Genomic DNA, 18,506 nt, shown 5'->3' with positions numbered 1-18,506 from the left:
CCGCGGGCGGGGTGTCCGTATTTCTGCCCCCTTGCATTGCCAGCCGCAAATGTGTTTGCGTGCGCAGAAATTCTGACAAGGCAGGAGGCCGCCCATGCGTGTAGGTCTGTATCCCGGCACCTTCGACCCGATCACCATCGGGCACATCGACATCATCCGACGCGCCAGCGCCCTGGTGGACAAGCTGGTCATCGGCGTGGCGATCAACCGCGACAAGGGCCCGCTATTCGGTCTGGAGGAGCGGGTTGGCATGATCGAAGCGGAATGCGCCAAGCTCAGCGAAGAGACCGGCACCGAGATCGTCGCGCATCCGTTTGAGAACCTCCTGATCGACTGCGCCCGCGACGTCGGCGCCCAGATCATCGTGCGCGGCCTGCGGGCGGTGGCCGATTTCGAGTATGAATTCCAGATGGTCGGCATGAACCGGGCGCTCGACAGCTCGATCGAGACGGTGTTCTTGATGGCCGAGGCACGGCATCAGGCGATTGCCTCCAAGCTGGTCAAGGAAATCGCCCGGCTGGACGGCGACGTGTCCAAGTTCGTCAGCCCGCTGGTCAACGACAAGCTGCTGGAGCGTCTGGGCAAGACCGCCTGACCCCGGTCCCAGTATAAGATACAGGCAAAGCCGGGCTGACGCCCGGCTTTGTGCGTTCGGCGGCGCGCTGCGCGCGGGCAGCGGCTGGCGCCGCCGCCAAGTGAAAACAAGGGGTCTGAAGCTGCGGCGGCGGTAAGGCGGCTCAGCGCCAGAAGGCGACCCAGTCGATCAGGGCAAACAGTTTCTTGCCCAGGAAGATCATGTGCTGATCCCCGAACAGGGCGATATCAATAACGGCGGCGGCGATCAGGATCAGCCCCAGGGAAATGGCAATCCGGTTGGTCATGAAAGCTCCGCCGCAAAGGAAAACGCCCGCCCAGATAACCTGAGCGGGCGTGAATTCTCAAGGGTCCAGGGACGTTTAGCCCAGTTTGCCCATCGCGACGGCGACGTCGGCCATGCGCACCGAGAAGCCCCACTCGTTGTCATACCAGGCCAGGACGCGCACCATGCGGTCCTCGACCACGCGGGTCTGGTCCGGCGCGAAGATCGAGCTTTCCGGGGTGTGGTTGAAGTCGGTGGAGACCAGCGGCGCCGGCTCAAAGCCCAGAACGCCCTTCATCGGGCCCTCAGCCGCTTCCTTGACTGCGGCGTTGATCTGCTCTGCGGTCACGTCGCGGCCGGCGCGGAAGGTCAGGTCCACGGCGGAGACATTCGGGGTCGGCACGCGGATGGCGGAGCCGTCCAGACGGCCTTTCAGGTTCGGCAGCACTTCACCCAGCGCTTTTGCGGCGCCGGTCGAGGTCGGGATCATCGACATGGCGGCAGCGCGGGCGCGGTACAGGTCCTTGTGGCGGCGGTCCAGGGTCGGCTGGTCGCCGGTGTAGGCGTGGATGGTGGTCATGATGCCATGCTCGATGCCGAACGCCTCGTCCAGGACCTTGGCCAGCGGCGCCAGGCAGTTGGTGGTGCAGGAGCCGTTGGAGATCATTTTGTCGCCGGCTTCCAGCTGGTCGTCGTTGACGCCGAACACGATGGTTTTGTCGACGTTCTTGCCGGGGGCGGACAGCAGCACTTTCTTTGCCCCGCGCTCCAGGTGCGCCTTGGCCTTTTCGCCGTCGTTGAACTTGCCGGTGCACTCCAGAACGACGTCGCAGCCGTCCCAGTCCAGCTCACCCATGTCGTAGGTGGAGAACATCTGCATGTCGCCGCGGCCCAGGTTCATGGTGCCGTCGCCGATGGTCACTTCACCCGGGAAACGTCCATGCACGGAGTCGTATTTGATCAGATGCGCTGCGGTTTCCAGCGGGCCGGTGGCGTTCACCTTGATCACTTCGATGTCGTCGCGGCCCGAAGCGGCGATGTGCGACAGGGTGCAGCGGCCGATGCGGCCAAAACCGTTGATCCCGACTTTGATGGTCATGAGTTACGTCTCCAAGCGAGCAAAAACCTTTGGCCGCCATATAGACCGGGGCGGATGTGGTCTAAAGGGGTAAAAGCGTCATTAAATGAAACTGTTAGCGCAAAATCATGATGGTGGCGGTAACGGTTTGAGCCGGTGGCGTTAACGGAAAATTGCTGCGCGATGGCGGTGGCGCTAACGCTTGTGCCGCGCGGCGGAAGCAGGCAGATTGCCTGTCAAAGACGGATAGGATTTGAGGGATTTGGCATGAGCGGTTTGCTGGCACTTTTGGATGACGTGGCGGGGATCGCCAAGGTGGCGGCGGCCTCGGTCGATGATGTGGCGGCGGCGGCTGGCAAGGCCGGCGCCAAGACCGCGGGGGTGATCATCGACGACGCGGCGGTGACGCCCAAGTACCTGCAGGGGTTTGCGCCTGCGCGCGAGCTGCCGATCATCTGGCGCATCACACGCGGCTCTTTGTTCAACAAGCTGATCCTGCTGCTGCCGGTGGCGATGCTGCTGGCGAATTTCGCACCCTGGGCAATCACGCCCCTGCTGATGCTCGGGGGCTCCTATTTGTGTTTCGAGGGGGCAGAGAAGATCTTTCACGTGCTGTTCCCCCATGCCAGCCATGCCATCGACGAGGACATGAGCATCAAGGATCCCGGCCACCTGGAAGAGCAGAAGATCAAGGGCGCGATCAAGACAGATTTCATCCTATCGGCGGAGATCATGACCATCGCGCTGGCCGCGATCGAGGCGCCGACGGTCTGGATGCAGGCGGCGACGCTGGCAGTGGTGGCAATCGGCGTGACGCTGGCGGTCTACGGCTCTGTCGCGCTGATCGTGAAGATGGATGACGTGGGGCTGTTCCTGGCGCAGAACGCGCTGACCACACCGGGCCGGGGCCTGGGGCGCGGGCTGGTGAAATTCATGCCGGTGCTGATGAAGATCCTGTCGGTGGTCGGCACCGCGGCGATGCTGTGGGTGGGCGGCTCCATCATCATCCACGGGCTGGAAGTGCTGGGCTTTGGCTGGCTGGGCCATCTGATCCACGACTGGGCCTATGCCGTGGGCCATGCGGTGCCGGAGGGCTGGACCGGCGCTGTGGAATGGGCTGCCAAGGCGGCGATGGACGGGGTGTTCGGCCTGGCGTGGGGGCTCGTGCTGATCCCGCTGGCGACCAAGGTGATCGGGCCGCTTTTGGGGATTTTGAAGAAGAAACAATCGGGACATCAATAAGGAGATGCGTCTCTTGACTGACGTTTTAGATCCCGTCGAACATTCGTTTAACTGTCCTGAATTCCCGCATGATGTATTCTATCAGTTCGAGTATGCGCTGAGATTTGAACTTGGCGGTGAAGGCGTTTCCACGGCGCGTCCGGTCAAACGGTTTATTCAGGCTTTTGACCGTGGGAAATCTGTCGCTGCGGAGCTGTTCGATGGAAGCCAAGCCGTATGGATGCTTACGTCGGATTATTGCGGCGCGGAACCACGCAGGAAACGGTTGAAACCGTACAAGTGTTGCGGTCTGAAACGCAAAGATTTCCAGTATCTCGGCGCGATTTCGCAAAGGGAAAACCCGCATGTTGATGATGAGGATGGGGAAGTTTTCAGGCATTGGGATGCGGTGGAACTTGCAGATCAAGCGCAGTTGAACGAATTACTGTGGCTTTCTCTTGGGGCGGAACTGGGAATTCAACCTGCAAGCTCCTCAAACATTTACTTCGTCGATTTTTCGAGGGGGCTTGTCCTTCATCCATATGACGATCGCGGTATGGATGTGGCTGCAGTGTGTAAAGAAGATCTGTCTTCCTTGTATTACGCTCGCAGGGACTGGTTGCTTGAATACAATATGGAAAGGATGCAGGCCCTATTCGAGGTCTGATATTCTGAACGGTCGGCGGCTTTGTGCCCCGTAAAAAAGGGGCACCCGCTTGGGTGCCCCTTTGTTGTTCTTCTGCCAGCTGTGCTCAGCCCAGCAGCTCTTTCACTTTCGCCACCGTGCCCTCAGCGGTGATGCCGAAGCGCTCGAACAGCTCGCCTGCCGGTGCGGAGGCACCGAAGCGGTCCATGCCGACGAAACCGGCTTTCTTCTCTTGGCCGCGCTCGCCCAGCAGCCAGCGGTCCCAGCCGCCGGCGCGGACAGCGGCCTCGATGCCGACGCGGACCGGGCCTGCAGGCAGGACCTTGCGGCGGTAGGCTTCGTCCTGCTCGGCAAACAGCTCCATGCAGGGCATGGAGACGACGCGGGTGCCGATGCCCTCGGCTTCCAGCTTGGCCTTTGCTTCCATCGCGACGGCAACCTCGGAGCCGGTGGCGATCAGGATCACCTGGCGCTTGTTCTCGGCCTCAGCCAAAACGTAGGCGCCTTTTTCCACCATGTTGGTCAGCTTGTGCTCAGTCCGCACGGTGGGCAGGTTCTGACGGGTCAGGGCCAGCACCGAAGGAGTTTCCTTGGCAGTGATGGCGATTTCCCAGGCTTCAGCGGTCTCAACAGTGTCGGCCGGGCGGAACACATAGGTGTTCGGCGTCGCGCGGCAGATTGCCAGGTGTTCCACCGGCTGGTGGGTCGGGCCGTCCTCGCCGACGCCGATCGAGTCGTGGGTCATTACGAACACGGTCGGGATCTTCGACAGCGCGGCCAGGCGCATCGCCGGGCGGGCATAGTCGGTGAAACAGAAGAAGGTGCCGCCGTAGGGGCGCATGCCGCCGTGCAGGGCCATGCCGTTCATCGCCGCGGCCATGCCGTGCTCGCGGATGCCCCAGTAGACGTAGCGGCCCTTGCGGTTGTCGGTGTCGAACACACCCAGGTCGCCGGTCTTGGTGTTGTTGGAGCCGGTGAGGTCAGCGGAGCCGCCCACGGTTTCCGGCATCAAGGGGTTGATCACGGCCAACGCCATTTCCGAGGATTTGCGGGTGGCAACCTTGGGCTGCTCTTCGCTCACCTGCTTTTTCAGCGCCTTGATGGCGGCGGACAGCTTCTTGGGCGCGTCCAGCGCATAGGCGCGGTTGAACCGGTCCTGCTTCTGCTGCGACAGCTCGGCAAAGCGGGCTTCCCAGGCTTCGCGCTCAGTCTTGCCGCGGGCGCCGATTTCCTCCCACTGGGACTTGATGTCAGCGGGAACCTCGAACGGGCCGCCGGTCCAGCCATAGGCGTCCTTGGCCGCTTGCAGCTGCTCGGGATCGGTCAGTGCGCCGTGGCCTTTGGAGGTGTCCTGCGCGGCGTGGCCCAGGGCGATGTGGGTCTTGCAGGCGATCATCGACGGTTTCTTGGACTTCTTGGCCGCCTCGATCGCTTCGTCGATGGCCTTGGGGTCGTGGCCGTCGATTTCCAGCACCTGCCAGCCCGACGCCTTGAAGCGCTGCACCTGGTTGGTGCGGTCGGACAGTTCGACGGTGCCGTCGATGGTGATGTTGTTGTTGTCCCAGAACACGATCAGCTTGCCCAGGGAATGGCGGCCGGCCAGGCCGATGGCCTCCTGGCTGATGCCTTCCATCAGGCAGCCGTCGCCGGCGATCACATAGGTGTGGTGATCCACGACCTTCTTGCCGTAGTGGGCGCGCTGCATTTCCTCTGCCATGGCAAAGCCGACAGCGTTGGAGATGCCCTGGCCCAGCGGGCCGGTGGTCACTTCGACGGCATCAACCAGAAAGTTCTCCGGGTGGCCCGCGGTGATCGCGCCCATCTGGCGGAAGTTCTTGATCTGATCCAAGGTGACCTGCTTGTCGCCGGCCAGATATAGCAGCGCATAGATCAGCATCGAGCCGTGGCCCGCCGACAGGATGAACCGGTCGCGGTCCGGCCAGGACGGGTTGGATGCATCAAATTTGAGGTGCTTTTCGAACAGCACGGTCGCCACATCGGCCATGCCGATAGGCATACCGGTGTGGCCGGAGTTGGCGGCGGCGACGGCGTCCAGAGCCAGCGCGCGGATCGCGGCGGCCTTGTTCCAATGCTCGGGATTGGCGGTGCGCAGGGCTGTCAGGTCCACTGGGATTGTTCCTTTGGCGTTACAGGCAATTGCTGCGCTCAATAACAGCGATGCCGCAAAGATCAAGCACGGTTGCGCGCATGTCTGCTGGCCTGCGCGAAGTTGGCGCGGCAAGTGGTTGAAAGACAAGGGGGGGTGTTTTATCCCTGATAGGGAATAACTGGCCCCATGTCAGCGGCACCTGCGCGATTCGCGCATGCGCCGGAAAAAAGATTGGACTGATGTGGACGGGTGAGGGACAGGCATGAACCAGATTGAAGAATTGCAAGGCCGCATCCAGGCCGCGCTGGAGCGCATCAGTGCAGGCACCGCAGCGCTGCAGGAGGCCCGGGCGGCGGATCAGGTGAAGGCAGCGGAAGCCGCGGCCGCAGCTGCCCAGGCAGCCGAAGAGGCCGCCGCGAGTGCCGCAAATGCGGCGCTGGAGCAGGCTCTTGACGAAGAGAAAACCGCCAACGCCCAGCTGGAAGAGCGGGTGAAGGTGCTGCACGCCCGTTTGCAGGAGGCTGAAAGCAAGGCGCCTTCAGACGGCGGTGATATGGCGGCCATGCAGGCGGAACTGCAGCTGCTGCGCAACGAGGCGGGCGACCCGGCCGAGAAAGAAGCGCTGCGGGCAGAGGTTGCGCGCCTCAAAAGCCAGTTGGAGGCTGCGGCCAACACGGCCGCCAGCGAGAAGGAAACGCTGGAGGACCAGCTGGCCGAAGCCCAGGCCGCCAACGACAGCCTGAAGGCCCGCCTGGAAGAGACTGGCGCCTCTGCCGGGCAGGCAGCGGCGGAGCCGTCCGCGGCGCCGGACATGAGCGCGGAAATCGACCGCCAGAACGAGGCCCTGCTGCGGCTGGATGCCGAGCTGCAGCAGCTGCGGCGGGCGAATGAGGAGCTGCGCGCGTCGAACGCGGCGCTGCGCGAGGCCAACGCCCAGGGCCTGGGCGATGCCGGGCTGATCAACGCCTCGATGGAGGCTGAAATCGAAGGCCTGCGCGCGGCCCAGGCCAGCGACCAGGCCCAGGTCAACGCGGTGCTGGCCAAGCTGGAACCGCTGCTGGCCACGGCCCGCAACCTGCCCGAAGGAGAGGAAGTCTGATGCCTGAAGTGACCATTCATATCGGCGGCCGCGGCTTTGAGGTCTCCTGCCAGGAGGGCGAGGAAAGCTATCTGCACTCTGCCGCCAAGATGCTGGACGACGAGGCTCAGGTGCTGTCCGACCAGATCGGCCGGATGCCCGAGGCGCGGATGCTGTTGATGGCCGGTCTGATGCTGGCCGACAAAACCGCCGCGGTCGAGGACCGGATCAAGGAGGTTGAGGCGGAGCTGGCTGAGCGCACGCAAGAGCTGGAAGCGCTGAAAAACGCCCCCGCGCCGGAGCCCGAGCGGGTCGAGATCCCGGTGGTGCCGCCGCAGGTGAACGAAAGCCTGGCCGAACTGGCCGCCCGCACCGAGGCGCTGGCCCAGCAGATCGAAGAACAGGCGGCAGGCTGAGGGCTTTGCTTCAACCCGTTGCAGGATAAGGAAAAGGCGCCGCGTGGGCGCCTTTTTTAATGCCGCGGATTGTGCCTGTAATCAGGCGTTGGCTTCGCGGATCTTGTCGGCGGCTTCCTTGTTGAAGGAAATGCCGTTGTCCTCAAACAGGGTGTCCAGCTCCGACGACAGGGCCATCTCGGTGATGATGTCGCAGCCGCCGACGAACTCACCCTTCACGTACAGCTGCGGGATGGTCGGCCAGTCGGAATATTCCTTGATGCCCGAGCGGATGTCCTCATCCGCCAGCACGTTCACGTCGGTGTAGTCCACGCCGATGTAGTTCAGCACCGCCGCCACGCGCGAGGAGAAGCCGCACTGCGGCATTTCCTTGGTGCCTTTCATGAACAGTACAACGTCGCTGGCTTTGACGGTTTCGTCGATGCGGGTTTTTACGTCGGTCATTTAGTGATTTCCTTTCGGCTGCTGCGCCGTTTGCGTTGGCCGTCATATAGGCAGTTTCGCGGGTTTTGCCAATCCGCCCGGTGAAGCGCGCCCCGAGCGGGTCAACGCTATTTCAACTTGTTCTTGGGAACGAAAAAGCGGGCGTATTCCTGCGGGTCTTTCGGGACCTTCCAAGTGCGAACGGACCCGCCGCCCATGCCCGACTGATAATCGGATCGCAGGGTGTGATAGTCCGGGTCTGTATCGTCCTCCTCCAGCGGGCGGCGGCGCTGGGAGACGACCGCAACAACGGCGGTCATCACCACAATGCCGAGCACCAGGATGGAGGCGAACAGCGACATGGAGCTTACTCCGGTGCCTTGGTGGTCAGCGCCAGGGCGTGCAGCTCGCCGTCGGGGCCGTCCATCTTGCCTTTCAGCGCGGCATAAACGGCGCGCTGCTGCTGCACGCGGTTCTTGCCGCGGAAGCTTTCGTCGACGACCATCGCCGACATGTGAACGCCATCGGTGCCGCCAACCTGGATTTCGGCATCCGGGAAAGCTTCGCGCAGCAGTTCTTCGATTTCGTGGGCTTGCATGGGCATCCGGAGAAGTCCTTTGTCTTGTTTGGTAAAAATGTAGGGGCGCGCCGGGGGCTGTGCAAGCAGGATTAGCAGCCGTCCCGGGCAAAGGGGGCGACGCTTTCGACAAAGTCCGGCAGGCTGGCCAGCGCCTCCTGAACGCTGTCCTCCTCGAAGTCCCAGACCGACGCGGGGTTTTCCGGGCACAGCGCCTGGGTCAAAGCGGCGCAGCGGGCGCTGAGGTCCTCCGGCAGCGGCAGCGCGGCGGCCTCCTGCAGCACCAGAAGCGCCTCATGGATCGGGCGCAGCACCCGTAGGGCGCGGGTCATATGCGGCAGCAGGTCGGGGTCATCCCGCCAGGTTTCGCCATCAAACAGGCCTTGTGTCACCCGCTGGCCCGCGCCGGCGCAGGAATAGGCGACGCAGCCGCCAAATCCGCATTTTTCCAGATCGGCGTGAATTTTGCAGCGGAAATCGGGGGCGAGGTTGGGACAGGGCGTGTCCGCGTCCTTCAGAAGGCCAAAATCCTCATGCGCCTCAAACGGATAGGCCACGCAGCACAGGCCCGCGCAGCGGCTGCAATCCTCTGTCAGCTCAGGAAGGGTCATGGAACGGGTCCCGGGGTCAAAGGAAAAGGCGGGACGGCTGTGCCATCCCGCCTTTTGTATTTTAGCGCGCGCCGCCCGGCGGGGCGAGCGATCAGGCGACAGCAGCGGCAAAGCTGGAGCGGAAGACCTCCGTCAGCTCGGCCAGCGGCGCCTCGGAACCGCCGATCCGCACCAAGTCGCCGCCGAACTTGCCAACGGTGGTGACGGTGACACCGGCCTGGCCCGCCGCCAGCATCAGCGCCTCGGCCTGGTCGAAGTTGCAGGCGATCAGATAGCGCGCCTGGTCCTCGCCGAACACGGTCTGGGTGTCGCCTGCGTCGATCTGCACGCCGACTCCGGCCTCTTGGGCCATCTCGAACGCCGCCAGTGCCAGGCCGCCGTCGCCGAGGTCGGTGCAGGCCTTGATCAGCTCGCGGTTGGCGCGGATGAACTCACCGTTGCGCTTCTCCGCCTCCAGATCCACCGCCGGGGCATCGCCGTCCTCGCGGTTGAAGACTTCGGCCAGCAGCGCCGACTGGCCCAGATGGCCCACGGTTTCACCCACCAGCAGGGCAACATGGCCGTCGCGGGCCTCGCCGGTGATCGGCTCTTCGCCGGCCGCAATCAGGCCCACGGCGCCAATGGTCGGGGTCGGCAGGATGCCCTTGCCGTCGGTTTCGTTATACAGCGACACGTTGCCGGACACGATCGGCATGTCGAGCGCTGCAACCGCTTCGCCGATGCCCTTGATGGCGCCGACGAACTGGCCCATGATCTCCGGCTTTTCGGGGTTGCCGAAGTTCAGGTTGTCGGTGGTTGCCAGCGGCTTGGCGCCCACAGCGGTCAGATTGCGGTAGGCCTCGGCCACTGCCTGCTTGCCGCCCTCGAACGGGTTTGCCTTGACGTAGCGCGGGGTCACGTCGGAGGTGAAGGCCAGTTTCTTGTCCGTGCCATGCACCCGGACGATGCCGGAGCCAGCGCCCGGACGGCGCTGGGTGTCGCCCATCACGGTGGTGTCGTACTGCTCATAGACCCACTGCTTGCCCGCATAGTTCGGCGAGGACAGCAGCGCCTTGAGGCCGTCGATCGGGTCGATGGTCGGCACATCCGCGTCGGTCAGCGGTTCGGCTGCCGGGGTTTCCTGCCACGGGCGGTCGTATTCCGGCGCGGTGGAGGACAGCTTGGACAGCACCAGATCGGCTTTCACTTCTCCGTTGTGCATGATCAGGAAGCGGTCTTCGGCAATGGTCTCGCCGACGATGGCAAAGTCCAGATCCCATTTCTCGAACACCGCGCGCGCCTCGGCTTCCAGCTCCGGCTTCAGCACCATCAGCATCCGCTCCTGGGATTCCGACAGCATCATCTCGTAGGCGGTCATGTTCTCTTCGCGCTGCGGGACCTTTTCCAGGTCCAGGCGCACGCCCAGCTTGCCCTTGTCGCCCATTTCCACGGCAGAGCAGGTGAGGCCCGCGGCACCCATGTCCTGAATCGAAATCACTGCGCCGGTCTGCATCAGCTCCAGCGTGGCTTCCATCAGGCGTTTTTCGGTGAAGGGGTCGCCGACCTGAACGGTGGGGCGCTTTTCCTCGATGGTGTCGTCAAACTCTGCCGACGCCATGGTAGCGCCGCCAACGCCGTCGCGGCCGGTTTTGGCGCCCAAGTACACAACCGGCATGCCAACGCCCGAGGCGGCGGAATAGAAGATCGAGTCGGTGCGCGCCAGGCCTGCGGCAAAGGCATTCACCAGGCAGTTGCCGTTATAGGCGGGGTGAAACCGGACCTCGCCGCCAACGCAAGGCACGCCAAAGCAGTTGCCGTAGCCGCCGATGCCCTCAACCACGCCGTTGACCAGCTGGCGGGTCTTGTGGTGGGACGGCTCGCCAAACGACAGCGAGTTCATCGAGGCAATGGGGCGGGCGCCCATGGTGAAGACGTCACGCAAAATGCCGCCAACCCCGGTTGCCGCGCCCTGGTAGGGCTCGATGTAGGAGGGGTGGTTGTGGCTTTCCATTTTGAAAACAACGGCATCGCCGTCGCCGATGTCCACGATGCCCGCGTTTTCGCCGGGGCCGCAGATCACCTGCGGGCCGTCGGTCGGCAGGGTGCGCAGCCATTTCTTGGAGGATTTATAGGAGCAGTGCTCGTTCCACATCGCCGAGAAAATGCCCAGCTCGGTGAAGGTCGGCTCCCGCCCGATGATTTCGAGGATCAGATCGTATTCCTCGGGCTTCAGCCCGTGATTGGCAATCAATTCAGGCGTGATGGCGGGTTCCTGCATCCGTAAACGTCCCCAATGGCTGCGATTGCGCGCCTTTTAGGGCAAGGAGGGGCGCGGGGGAAGTGGAATTAAGCGAATCCCCGCCAGATGCCGCAGGAGGCGTCTTTGCGCCGCAGCGGGCCCGCTGCCGCACCTGGCCGCCGCTGGCGGCGGTGCGGGCTTTTGCAAGCGGCGGAAATTGCGGCTGAGGGCAGGCAAACTGCTGAAAATACAAGCATTGCGAAAGCAGGCGGTACAAAAGAATATTTTACACAGGCGTCTTTTCCCGCTCCGGTGCTAAGCAGCAGAGGCAGGCCGCGGCCCGTGCCGGACAGGCGCAGCTGCAGTCAAAAGCCGAAGGGGTGGCGTTTGCAGCGGCTGAAGAGTGCTTGAATGTCAGTGGCTTGCACGCAAAAAAAAGGCCGAGCACTAAGCTCGGCCGAAGTCCAACAGGGAGGTATGAAGGAGGGCGTTGCCGCCGCCTTCATGAGGATCATTTAGGGCTCCGGGCCTGCCCCTTCAAGGGGATTAACAACAATTGGGTGTCAATGCTGCTATGCGGTTTTTGCATGGCTGAGGCGGCGGTGCTTGGACCGTCAATCCGGAAACCGGTCAGCCGGCCGTCAAGCAGCCAGAACGCCCTGCTCCGGTGGCGGCCAGGATTACAGCTTGCCCAGCGCTTTCATGTGTTTGCGGTGTTCCATGATCTCGGACTGCACAAAGTCGCGGAAGGCGCCAACCCGCTGCGAATGGCGCAGTTCTTCGGGGTAGGCGAGGTAGACCGGAACCTCGTTCTGGTCCTCGTCCGGCAGCACCTCGACCAGCCGCGGGAATTCTTCTGTCACATAGTCGGGCAGAATGCCGATGCCCAGATTGTGCAGCACCCCCTGCAACACGCCGAAATAGTTGTTGACGGTCAGCAGGGATGCCGGATCCAGCGCCATCAGCTTCTTGCCCAGAACAGCGGCTGAGCCCACCTGGGCCGAGCGCTGGTTCTGGCAGATCAGCCGGTGCTGGGAAATGTCGGCGGATGTTTCCAGGTTGCCGTGCTTATCCAGATACTCCGGCGTCGCATACAGCCCCATGCGCACGGTCATCAGCCGTTTGCGCACCAGATCAGCCTGGCTGGGCTCCTTCATGCGGATTGCCACATCGGCCTCGCGCATGGGCAGGTCCAGCACCCGTTCCTCCAGCATCAGGTCGACCTTGAGGTTGGGGTACTGCTCATACAGCTTGGTCAGACGCGGCGCCAGCCACAGGGTCCCGAACCCCACGGTGGTGGTGACGCGCAATTCGCCGAACACCTCCTCCTCGCTGTCGCGGATGCGGGCAGAGGCAGCCTCAAGCCGCGCCGACATGGATTGGGTGGCGTCAAACAGCAGCTCACCCTGTTCGGTGAGAATCAGCCCGCGCGCATGCCGGTGAAACAGAGTGGCGTTCAGGCTCTCTTCCAGCGCGCGGATCTGGCGGCTGACCGCCGATTGCGACAGGTTCAGCTTGTCGCCGGCATGGGTCAGGCTGCCCGCATCCGCCACCGCGTGAAATATTCTGAGCTTGTCCCAATCCATATCTGTTACTTTCTGTGCGTATGGGGCCGACTGTATGAAATCTTAGTTATGTATCAGTTTCCATGACGCAAGCGAGCGAAATGTAAAAAAAAGCGGCTATTCAGGTCAGCAATTATGACCTATTCTGCGCGTCAGAATGTGCAAGCTAATCCCGGTTGAGGAGGCCACGATGAGCACGCAAAAGATCTCACTCAATGATAAATACGATCTGACCAAATCGCCGGTTCTGCTGAACGGCACTCAGGCGCTGGTGCGGCTGATGCTGATGCAGAAGCAGCGCGACACGGCGGCCGGCCTGAACACGGCCGGTCTGGTCACCGGCTACCGCGGCTCGCCGCTGGGCGCGGTGGACCTTCAGATGAGCCGCGCGGAAAAGCACCTGAAGGCGGCGGATGTCACCTTTCAATACGGCCTGAACGAGGACCTGGCGGTGACCGCCCTGTGGGGCGCGCAGCAGGCCGAGGTGCGCGGCGAAGGCAAGTACGACGGCGTCTTCGGCCTGTGGTACGGCAAGGGCCCGGGCGTTGACCGCTCCGGCGACGCGCTGCGCCATGCCAATATGGCCGGCACCTCCGAACACGGCGGCGTGTTGCTGGCCATGGGCGATGACCACACCGGCGAAAGCTCCACCGTGCTGCACCAGTCGGAATGGTCGCTCTTGGACTGCTACCTGCCGATCGTCAGCCCCGCGGGTGTGCAGGAGATCCTGGACTACGGCATTTACGGTTATGCGCTCAGCCGCTTCTCGGGCCTGTGGGTCGGTCTCAAGACCATGAAGGACACCATCGAGGTGACCTCGGTCGTCGACGCCCGCCCCGACCGGATGCAGCTGGTGACGCCGAAGTTCGACATGCCCGCCGACGGGCTGAACATCCGCCTGGACGACGACCGGTTCCGGCAGGAAAACCGCATCATCGACTACAAACGCTTTGCGGCAGAGGCGTTCAGCCATGCCAACAAGATGGACAAGCGCGTCTGGGGCAAGCCGGGCGCCAAGATCGGTTTTGTCGCCGCGGGCAAGAACTGGCTCGACCTGGTGCATGCGCTGAAGCTGTTGAACATCGACGAGAACATGGCCGAACGCCTGGGCATCACCACCTATAAGGTGGGCCAGACCTGGCCGATGGATATGAAGGGCTTCAACGACTGGGCCGAAGGGCTGGACCTGATTGTCGTGGTCGAGGAAAAGCGCAAGCTGATCGAGATCCAGATCAAGGAAGCGATCTTTGACAACCGCCAGGGCCGCCGCGTCTATGGCTGGTACAAGGGCGGCGCCGGCACCATGCACCGGGATGAGCTGTTCCCGACCCGCTATGCGCTGGACCCGATCATGATCGCCGAAAAGCTGGGCAACATCCTGATCGAGGAGGGCCGCGACACCGAGGCGCTCCGTGCCGGGCTGGACAGCCTCGCCGAGGCCCGCCGTGCCGACAACGCCGAGGAAATCGCAACCCGGCTGCCCTATTTCTGCTCCGGCTGCCCGCACAACAGCTCCACCAAGCTGCCCGACGGCTCCCGCGCTTATGCGGGCATCGGCTGCCACTTCATGGTCCAGTGGATGGACCGCGAGACCACCGGCTTCACCCATATGGGCGGCGAGGGCGTCAACTGGGTGGGCGAGGCACCGTTCTCCAAGCGCAAGCATGTGTTCCAGAACCTGGGCGACGGCACCTATAACCACTCCGGCGTGCAGGCGATCCGTGCCGCGCTCGCCGAGGGCACCAACATCACCTACAAGATCCTCTACAACGACGCGGTGGCGATGACCGGCGGCCAGCAGGCCGAGGGTGGGCTCACCGCGCAGCAGATCGCGCATGAGCTGAAGGCGATGGGCGTCAAGACCATTGCGGTGGTCTATGACGAGAAGGAGGACGTCGACGCCTCCCTGTTCCCGGCCGGCATGCGGATGCACGAACGCGCCGAGATGATGAAAATCCAGCGCGAGTTCGAGCAGATCGAGGGCGTGTCCGCCATCATCTACATCCAGACCTGCGCCGCCGAGAAGCGCCGCCGCCGCAAGCGGGGCCAGTTCCCGGATCCGGACCAGCGGGTGTTCATCAACTCCGACGTCTGCGAAGGCTGCGGCGATTGCGGCGTGCAGTCCAACTGCGTCTCCATCGTGCCCAAGGACACCGAACTGGGCCGCAAACGCGCCATCGACCAGTCCTCCTGCAACAAGGATTTCTCCTGCGTCAACGGCTTCTGCCCGTCCTTCGTAACCGTCGAAGGCGCCAAGATCCGCAAGGAGGCCACCGCCGACATCGACCTGCCGCATCTGCCCAAGCCTGAACTGCCGGCAATCGACGGCACCCATAACGTGGTGATCACCGGCGTCGGCGGCACCGGCGTGGTGACCATCGGCGCGGTGCTGGCGCAGGCGGCCCAGATCGACGGCAAGGGCGCCGGGCTGATGGAAATGGCCGGTCTCGCCCAGAAGGGCGGCGCGGTACACATCCATTGCCGGATTGCCAACAACCCCGAGGACATCTCTGCCATCCGCGTCGCCACCGGCGAAGCCCATGCGTTGATCGGCGGCGACCTGGTGGTGAGTGCCGGCGCCAAGACCCTGGGCCTGACCACCTCCGGTCAGACCGGCGCGGTGGTGAACAGCCACGAGATCATCACCGGCGATTTCACCCGTAACACCGAGTTCGCCATCCCAACCGACCGGCTGGAGGTGGCGCTGCAGGCGCGCCTGCGCGAGCGGCTGGACCTGTTCGATGCCTCCGAACTGGCGCGCGTAACCATGGGCGACTCGATCTTCTCCAACATGATGGTGTTCGGCGGCGCCTGGCAGAAGGGGCTGGTGCCCGTCAGCCATGAGGCAATCGAACAGGCGATCGAGATGAACGGCGCCGCGGTGGAGCGCAACAAGCGCGCCTTCGACATCGGCCGCTGGGCGGTGCTGCACCCGGAAGACGCCGCAAGGCTGATCCAGCCCAAGGTGGTGAAAAAGCCCAAGACGCTGGACGAGAAAATCGCCTTCCGTGCCGATCACCTGGTGGCCTATCAAGGCAAGGGCCTGGCCAAGCGCTATGCCAAGCTCTTGGACGGCATCAGTGACCCCGCGCTGAAGGAGGCGGTGGCAAAGGGCTATCACAAGCTGTTGTCCTACAAGGACGAATACGAAGTGGCCCGCCTGCTGCTGGACAGCCGCGCCAAGGCGGAGGCGGAGTTCGAGGGCGACCTTAAGCTGTCCTACCACCTGGCGCCGCCGATGCTGGGCGGCACCGACCCGAACGGCCGCCCGCAAAAGCGCAAGTTCGGCGCAGGCATGGAGCGCGGGTTCCGCATTCTGGCGAAGCTCAAACCCTTGCGCGGCACACCGCTCGACATCTTCGGCTATACCGAAGAGCGCAAGATGGAGCGGGCGCTGATCAAGCAGTATGAGGCCGACATGCGGGAGTGGCTGCCAAAAGCCGCGCCTGAGATCCAGGAGCCGCTGATCGCGCTGGCCGAGCTTCCGCTGCAGATCCGCGGCTTCGGCCCGGTGAAACTGGCGAACGAGCAAAAGGCTGCCAAACGCCGCGAGGAACTGCTGGCCGCTCTGCGCCAGGGAGGCACGACCGTCAAACAGGCGGCTGAGTAACGCCGGACGCCACGGGGCAGGGCGGGGCGCTCCCGCCCGCTCCGGACCATCCTCGGGATGGCCCCTCCCGGTTGGGCCCGGCGCCGCGCTGACGCGCGGCGCTGTTGCGCAGGCCCTGATCCCGGGCGCCAGGCAGCCTGATCCTGGTTGGAAATCCCTTGCTTTCCGCGGCAGCGCCCCTGATGCGGGCTGCTGCGAACCGTCACAGCGCTGTTACGCTCCCTTTGCATACTGCGCTCCCGGCCATATCTGACCGGTGATGCCTGACGGAGAGCCAAAAACGATGCACGCGCGCCGCCATACCGCCCGCGATATTTCCTATGCCCATTCCGCTGCCACCCGCCCGGGCCGGGCGGTGATCCGGCTGCTGGAGAATTCGACCGGACGGCTGGCATTGATCCGCCGGGCCGCGGGGTACGAACAGGAGGTGGCGGCGGGCCGAAGCTTCTGGTCGGTGATGGCTGAACGCTATGGGCTGTCGCTGGACGTGGCGGGCGGATCGCTGGCGGACATCCCCAAGGACAAGCCGGTCATCCTGATCGCGAACCACCCTTACGGCATCCTCGACGGGCTGATGATGGGGCATATTCTGGCGGAAACCCGCGGCGATTTCCGCATTCTGGCCAACCACGTGTTCCGCAAGGCCGAGGACCTGAACAAGGTGATATTGCCGGTGGATTTTGCCGGGACCAAAGACGCCCTGCGCACCAATCTGGCGACTCGCAAGGCGGCGCTGGACTATCTGGGGCAGGGCGGCGCCATCGGCATCTTTCCCGGCGGAACGGTCTCCACTGCGGCACACCCTCTGGGGCACCCTATGGACCCCGGCTGGCGCGGCTTTACCGCCCGGATGATTGCCAAATCCGACGCCGTGGTCGTGCCGGTATTTTTCGACGGCCGCACCTCGCGCCTGTTCCAGATTGCCAGCCACCTGCACGCCACCCTGCGCATGGGGCTCTTGATCCAGGAGTTCCGCAAGCGGGTCGATACCCCGGTCCGGGTGGTGATCGGCGAGCCCATCGGCCGCGGCACGTTGGCGCCGCTGGCCAAAGACGCAAAAGCAATGATGGATTTCCTGCGCAAAGCGACGTATGACCTGTCTCCGGTACCGCTCAAATCCTATGCGCATGGGTTTGAGTTCGAGGAGAAACACCGCGCGTGAGAAAACGGAATGGCTGTAGGCATCTTTGATTCGGGCCTGGGCGGGCTGACTGTCCTGAACGCTGCGCAGCAACGGCTGCCGGACGTGAATTTCCTCTATTACGGCGACAATGCCCGCGCCCCCTATGGTGTGCGCGATGCCGAGGATGTCTATCAGCTGACCAAATCCGCGGTGCAGGACATGTGGGACAAGGGCTGTGACCTGGTGATCCTGGCCTGCAACACCGCCTCTGCCGCCGCGCTGCGCCGGATGCAGGAGGGCGGGTTGCCCAAGGGCAAGCGGGTGCTGGGCGTCTTTGTGCCGCTGATCGAAGCGCTGACTGAGCGGCAATGGGGCGACAATTCTCCGCCGCGCGAGGTTGCGGTGCAGCATGTGGCGCTGTTCGCGACCCCGGCGACCGTTGCCAGCCGCGCCTTTCAGCGTGAACTGGCGTTCCGCGCCATCGGCGTCGACGTGGAGGCGCAGGCCTGCGGCGGCGTCGTGGACGCGATCGAGGACGGCGACATGATCCTCGCCGAAGCCCTGGTGCGCAGCCATGTGGACGCGCTGAAGCGCAAGATGCCGCACCCGCAGGCCGCGATCCTCGGCTGCACGCATTATCCGCTGATGGAAAAAACCTTTCAGGATGCGCTGGGACCGGAGGTTAAGGTGTTCAGCCAGGGCAGCCTGGTGGCGGACAGCCTGGCGGATTACCTGCAGCGGCATCCCGACATGTACGGCAACGGCGCAGGCGGCTTTTTCACCACCGGAAACCCGGGCCGCGTCAGCGACCGCGCGACCCAGTTTCTCCGACGGGAAATCACCTTTCAGGCGGCCTGAGCGCATCCGCCCGGAACCTTGTTCCAGGTCAAAGAGCGCGGGCGCAAATCCTCCTATTTCTCTCCGCAGATGGCTGCGGAACCGGCATATCACATTGAAAGACGAGGTCTGAC

17 protein-coding genes are annotated in these 18,506 nt (G+C 63.6%); 8 read left to right on the top strand and 9 right to left on the bottom strand.

All coding sequences use genetic code 11. The features are described from left to right. The first annotated feature begins 94 nt into the window (after positions 1-94). Positions 95-595, top strand: coding sequence for a pantetheine-phosphate adenylyltransferase (coaD, locus tag CAER_RS0123810; protein WP_027237724.1), 501 nt, complete (start codon positions 95-97; stop codon positions 593-595). Positions 596-737: 142 nt separating this feature from the next. On the opposite strand, the gene CAER_RS30240 is transcribed toward coaD, so the two are convergent. Together CAER_RS30240 and gap are read right to left on the bottom strand one after the other, a co-directional pair. Then, on the bottom strand, positions 738-881 hold the full coding sequence (locus CAER_RS30240) for a hypothetical protein (RefSeq protein ID WP_027237723.1): 144 nt from the start codon (positions 879-881) through the stop codon (positions 738-740). A 75-nt stretch (positions 882-956) separates the two neighbouring features. Then, positions 957-1,958: a type I glyceraldehyde-3-phosphate dehydrogenase gene (gap, locus tag CAER_RS0123800; protein WP_027237722.1), complete on the bottom strand. Its 1,002-nt coding sequence runs from the start codon at positions 1,956-1,958 to the stop codon at positions 957-959. Between the two features lie 246 nt (positions 1,959-2,204). Here gap and CAER_RS0123795 point away from each other — a divergent pair, with 246 nt between their 5' ends. Together CAER_RS0123795 and CAER_RS29395 are read left to right on the top strand one after the other, a co-directional pair. Next, positions 2,205-3,179, top strand: coding sequence for a DUF808 domain-containing protein (locus tag CAER_RS0123795; protein ID WP_027237721.1), 975 nt, complete (start codon positions 2,205-2,207; stop codon positions 3,177-3,179). Positions 3,180-3,192: 13 nt separating this feature from the next. Continuing rightward, positions 3,193-3,825, top strand: coding sequence for a DUF3885 domain-containing protein (locus CAER_RS29395; protein ID WP_161631103.1), 633 nt, complete (start codon positions 3,193-3,195; stop codon positions 3,823-3,825). Between the two features lie 85 nt (positions 3,826-3,910). Here the strand turns inward: CAER_RS29395 and tkt are convergent, their stop codons facing one another. Beyond that, positions 3,911-5,932, bottom strand: coding sequence for a transketolase (gene tkt / locus CAER_RS0123780; protein WP_027237718.1), 2,022 nt, complete (start codon positions 5,930-5,932; stop codon positions 3,911-3,913). A 244-nt stretch (positions 5,933-6,176) separates the two neighbouring features. Between tkt and CAER_RS0123775 the strand changes: the two genes are divergently transcribed. Together CAER_RS0123775 and CAER_RS0123770 are read left to right on the top strand one after the other, a co-directional pair. After that, positions 6,177-7,013, top strand: a complete 837-nt coding sequence (locus tag CAER_RS0123775; RefSeq protein WP_027237717.1) for a coiled-coil domain-containing protein — start codon at positions 6,177-6,179, stop codon at positions 7,011-7,013. Beyond that, entirely contained in the window at positions 7,013-7,408 is a 396-nt protein-coding gene (locus tag CAER_RS0123770) for a cell division protein ZapA (RefSeq protein WP_027237716.1), read from the top strand. The genes CAER_RS0123775 and CAER_RS0123770 overlap by 1 nt, the downstream gene beginning before the upstream one ends. An 81-nt stretch (positions 7,409-7,489) precedes the next feature. On the opposite strand, the gene grxD is transcribed toward CAER_RS0123770, so the two are convergent. The 6 genes from grxD to CAER_RS0123735 all read right to left on the bottom strand — a co-directional run bounded on the left by grxD (position 7,490) and on the right by CAER_RS0123735 (position 12,823). Continuing rightward, a complete protein-coding gene (gene grxD, locus CAER_RS0123765; protein WP_027237715.1) occupies positions 7,490-7,852 on the bottom strand; it encodes a Grx4 family monothiol glutaredoxin in 363 nt (120 codons plus the stop codon). A 107-nt stretch (positions 7,853-7,959) separates the two neighbouring features. Continuing rightward, positions 7,960-8,193, bottom strand: a complete 234-nt coding sequence (locus tag CAER_RS0123760; RefSeq protein WP_027237714.1) for a hypothetical protein — start codon at positions 8,191-8,193, stop codon at positions 7,960-7,962. A gap of 5 nt (positions 8,194-8,198) precedes the next feature. Continuing rightward, entirely contained in the window at positions 8,199-8,435 is a 237-nt protein-coding gene (locus CAER_RS0123755) for a BolA family protein (RefSeq protein ID WP_027237713.1), read from the bottom strand. Positions 8,436-8,500: 65 nt separating this feature from the next. Continuing rightward, positions 8,501-9,019 (bottom strand): hypothetical protein, encoded by a 519-nt coding sequence (locus CAER_RS28405; RefSeq protein WP_036797562.1) that lies wholly within the window; start codon positions 9,017-9,019, stop codon positions 8,501-8,503. A gap of 91 nt (positions 9,020-9,110) precedes the next feature. Then, positions 9,111-11,276: a phosphoribosylformylglycinamidine synthase subunit PurL gene (gene purL, locus CAER_RS0123745; RefSeq protein WP_027237712.1), complete on the bottom strand. Its 2,166-nt coding sequence runs from the start codon at positions 11,274-11,276 to the stop codon at positions 9,111-9,113. Between the two features lie 641 nt (positions 11,277-11,917). Continuing rightward, positions 11,918-12,823 (bottom strand): LysR family transcriptional regulator, encoded by a 906-nt coding sequence (locus CAER_RS0123735; protein WP_027237711.1) that lies wholly within the window; start codon positions 12,821-12,823, stop codon positions 11,918-11,920. Positions 12,824-12,992: 169 nt separating this feature from the next. Here CAER_RS0123735 and CAER_RS0123730 point away from each other — a divergent pair, with 169 nt between their 5' ends. The 3 genes from CAER_RS0123730 to murI all read left to right on the top strand — a co-directional run bounded on the left by CAER_RS0123730 (position 12,993) and on the right by murI (position 18,393). Next, the gene (locus CAER_RS0123730) at positions 12,993-16,412 is read left to right on the top strand and encodes an indolepyruvate ferredoxin oxidoreductase family protein (RefSeq protein ID WP_027237710.1); all 3,420 of its coding nucleotides are present in this window, start codon (positions 12,993-12,995) and stop codon (positions 16,410-16,412) included. A 283-nt stretch (positions 16,413-16,695) separates the two neighbouring features. Further along, a complete protein-coding gene (locus CAER_RS0123725; RefSeq protein WP_027237709.1) occupies positions 16,696-17,574 on the top strand; it encodes a lysophospholipid acyltransferase family protein in 879 nt (292 codons plus the stop codon). 9 nt (positions 17,575-17,583) lie between these two features. Continuing rightward, positions 17,584-18,393: a glutamate racemase gene (murI, locus tag CAER_RS0123720; protein ID WP_027237708.1), complete on the top strand. Its 810-nt coding sequence runs from the start codon at positions 17,584-17,586 to the stop codon at positions 18,391-18,393. Positions 18,394-18,506 lie beyond the last annotated feature (113 nt).

Source organism: Leisingera caerulea DSM 24564 (assembly GCF_000473325.1).
Classification (GTDB): domain Bacteria; phylum Pseudomonadota; class Alphaproteobacteria; order Rhodobacterales; family Rhodobacteraceae; genus Leisingera; species Leisingera caerulea.
This window is presented reverse-complemented; position numbering and strand designations above follow the sequence as displayed.

Excerpts from the sequence above, each read along its gene's own strand:
- CAER_RS0123730 (WP_027237710.1), top strand. The coding sequence starts at position 12,993 with ATGAGCACGCAAAAGATCTCACTCAATGATAAATACGATCTGACCAAA.
- coaD (WP_027237724.1), top strand. The coding sequence starts at position 95 with ATGCGTGTAGGTCTGTATCCCGGCACCTTCGACCCGATCACCATCGGG.
- CAER_RS0123755 (WP_027237713.1), bottom strand. The coding sequence starts at position 8,435 with ATGCCCATGCAAGCCCACGAAATCGAAGAACTGCTGCGCGAAGCTTTC.
- CAER_RS28405 (WP_036797562.1), bottom strand. The coding sequence starts at position 9,019 with ATGACCCTTCCTGAGCTGACAGAGGATTGCAGCCGCTGCGCGGGCCTG.
- CAER_RS0123760 (WP_027237714.1), bottom strand. The coding sequence starts at position 8,193 with ATGTCGCTGTTCGCCTCCATCCTGGTGCTCGGCATTGTGGTGATGACC.
- grxD (WP_027237715.1), bottom strand. The coding sequence starts at position 7,852 with ATGACCGACGTAAAAACCCGCATCGACGAAACCGTCAAAGCCAGCGAC.
- CAER_RS0123775 (WP_027237717.1), top strand. The coding sequence starts at position 6,177 with ATGAACCAGATTGAAGAATTGCAAGGCCGCATCCAGGCCGCGCTGGAG.
- gap (WP_027237722.1), bottom strand. The coding sequence starts at position 1,958 with ATGACCATCAAAGTCGGGATCAACGGTTTTGGCCGCATCGGCCGCTGC.
- CAER_RS0123725 (WP_027237709.1), top strand. The coding sequence starts at position 16,696 with ATGCACGCGCGCCGCCATACCGCCCGCGATATTTCCTATGCCCATTCC.
- CAER_RS30240 (WP_027237723.1), bottom strand. The coding sequence starts at position 881 with ATGACCAACCGGATTGCCATTTCCCTGGGGCTGATCCTGATCGCCGCC.
- purL (WP_027237712.1), bottom strand. The coding sequence starts at position 11,276 with ATGCAGGAACCCGCCATCACGCCTGAATTGATTGCCAATCACGGGCTG.
- CAER_RS0123770 (WP_027237716.1), top strand. The coding sequence starts at position 7,013 with ATGCCTGAAGTGACCATTCATATCGGCGGCCGCGGCTTTGAGGTCTCC.
- CAER_RS0123735 (WP_027237711.1), bottom strand. The coding sequence starts at position 12,823 with ATGGATTGGGACAAGCTCAGAATATTTCACGCGGTGGCGGATGCGGGC.
- murI (WP_027237708.1), top strand. The coding sequence starts at position 17,584 with ATGGCTGTAGGCATCTTTGATTCGGGCCTGGGCGGGCTGACTGTCCTG.
- CAER_RS0123795 (WP_027237721.1), top strand. The coding sequence starts at position 2,205 with ATGAGCGGTTTGCTGGCACTTTTGGATGACGTGGCGGGGATCGCCAAG.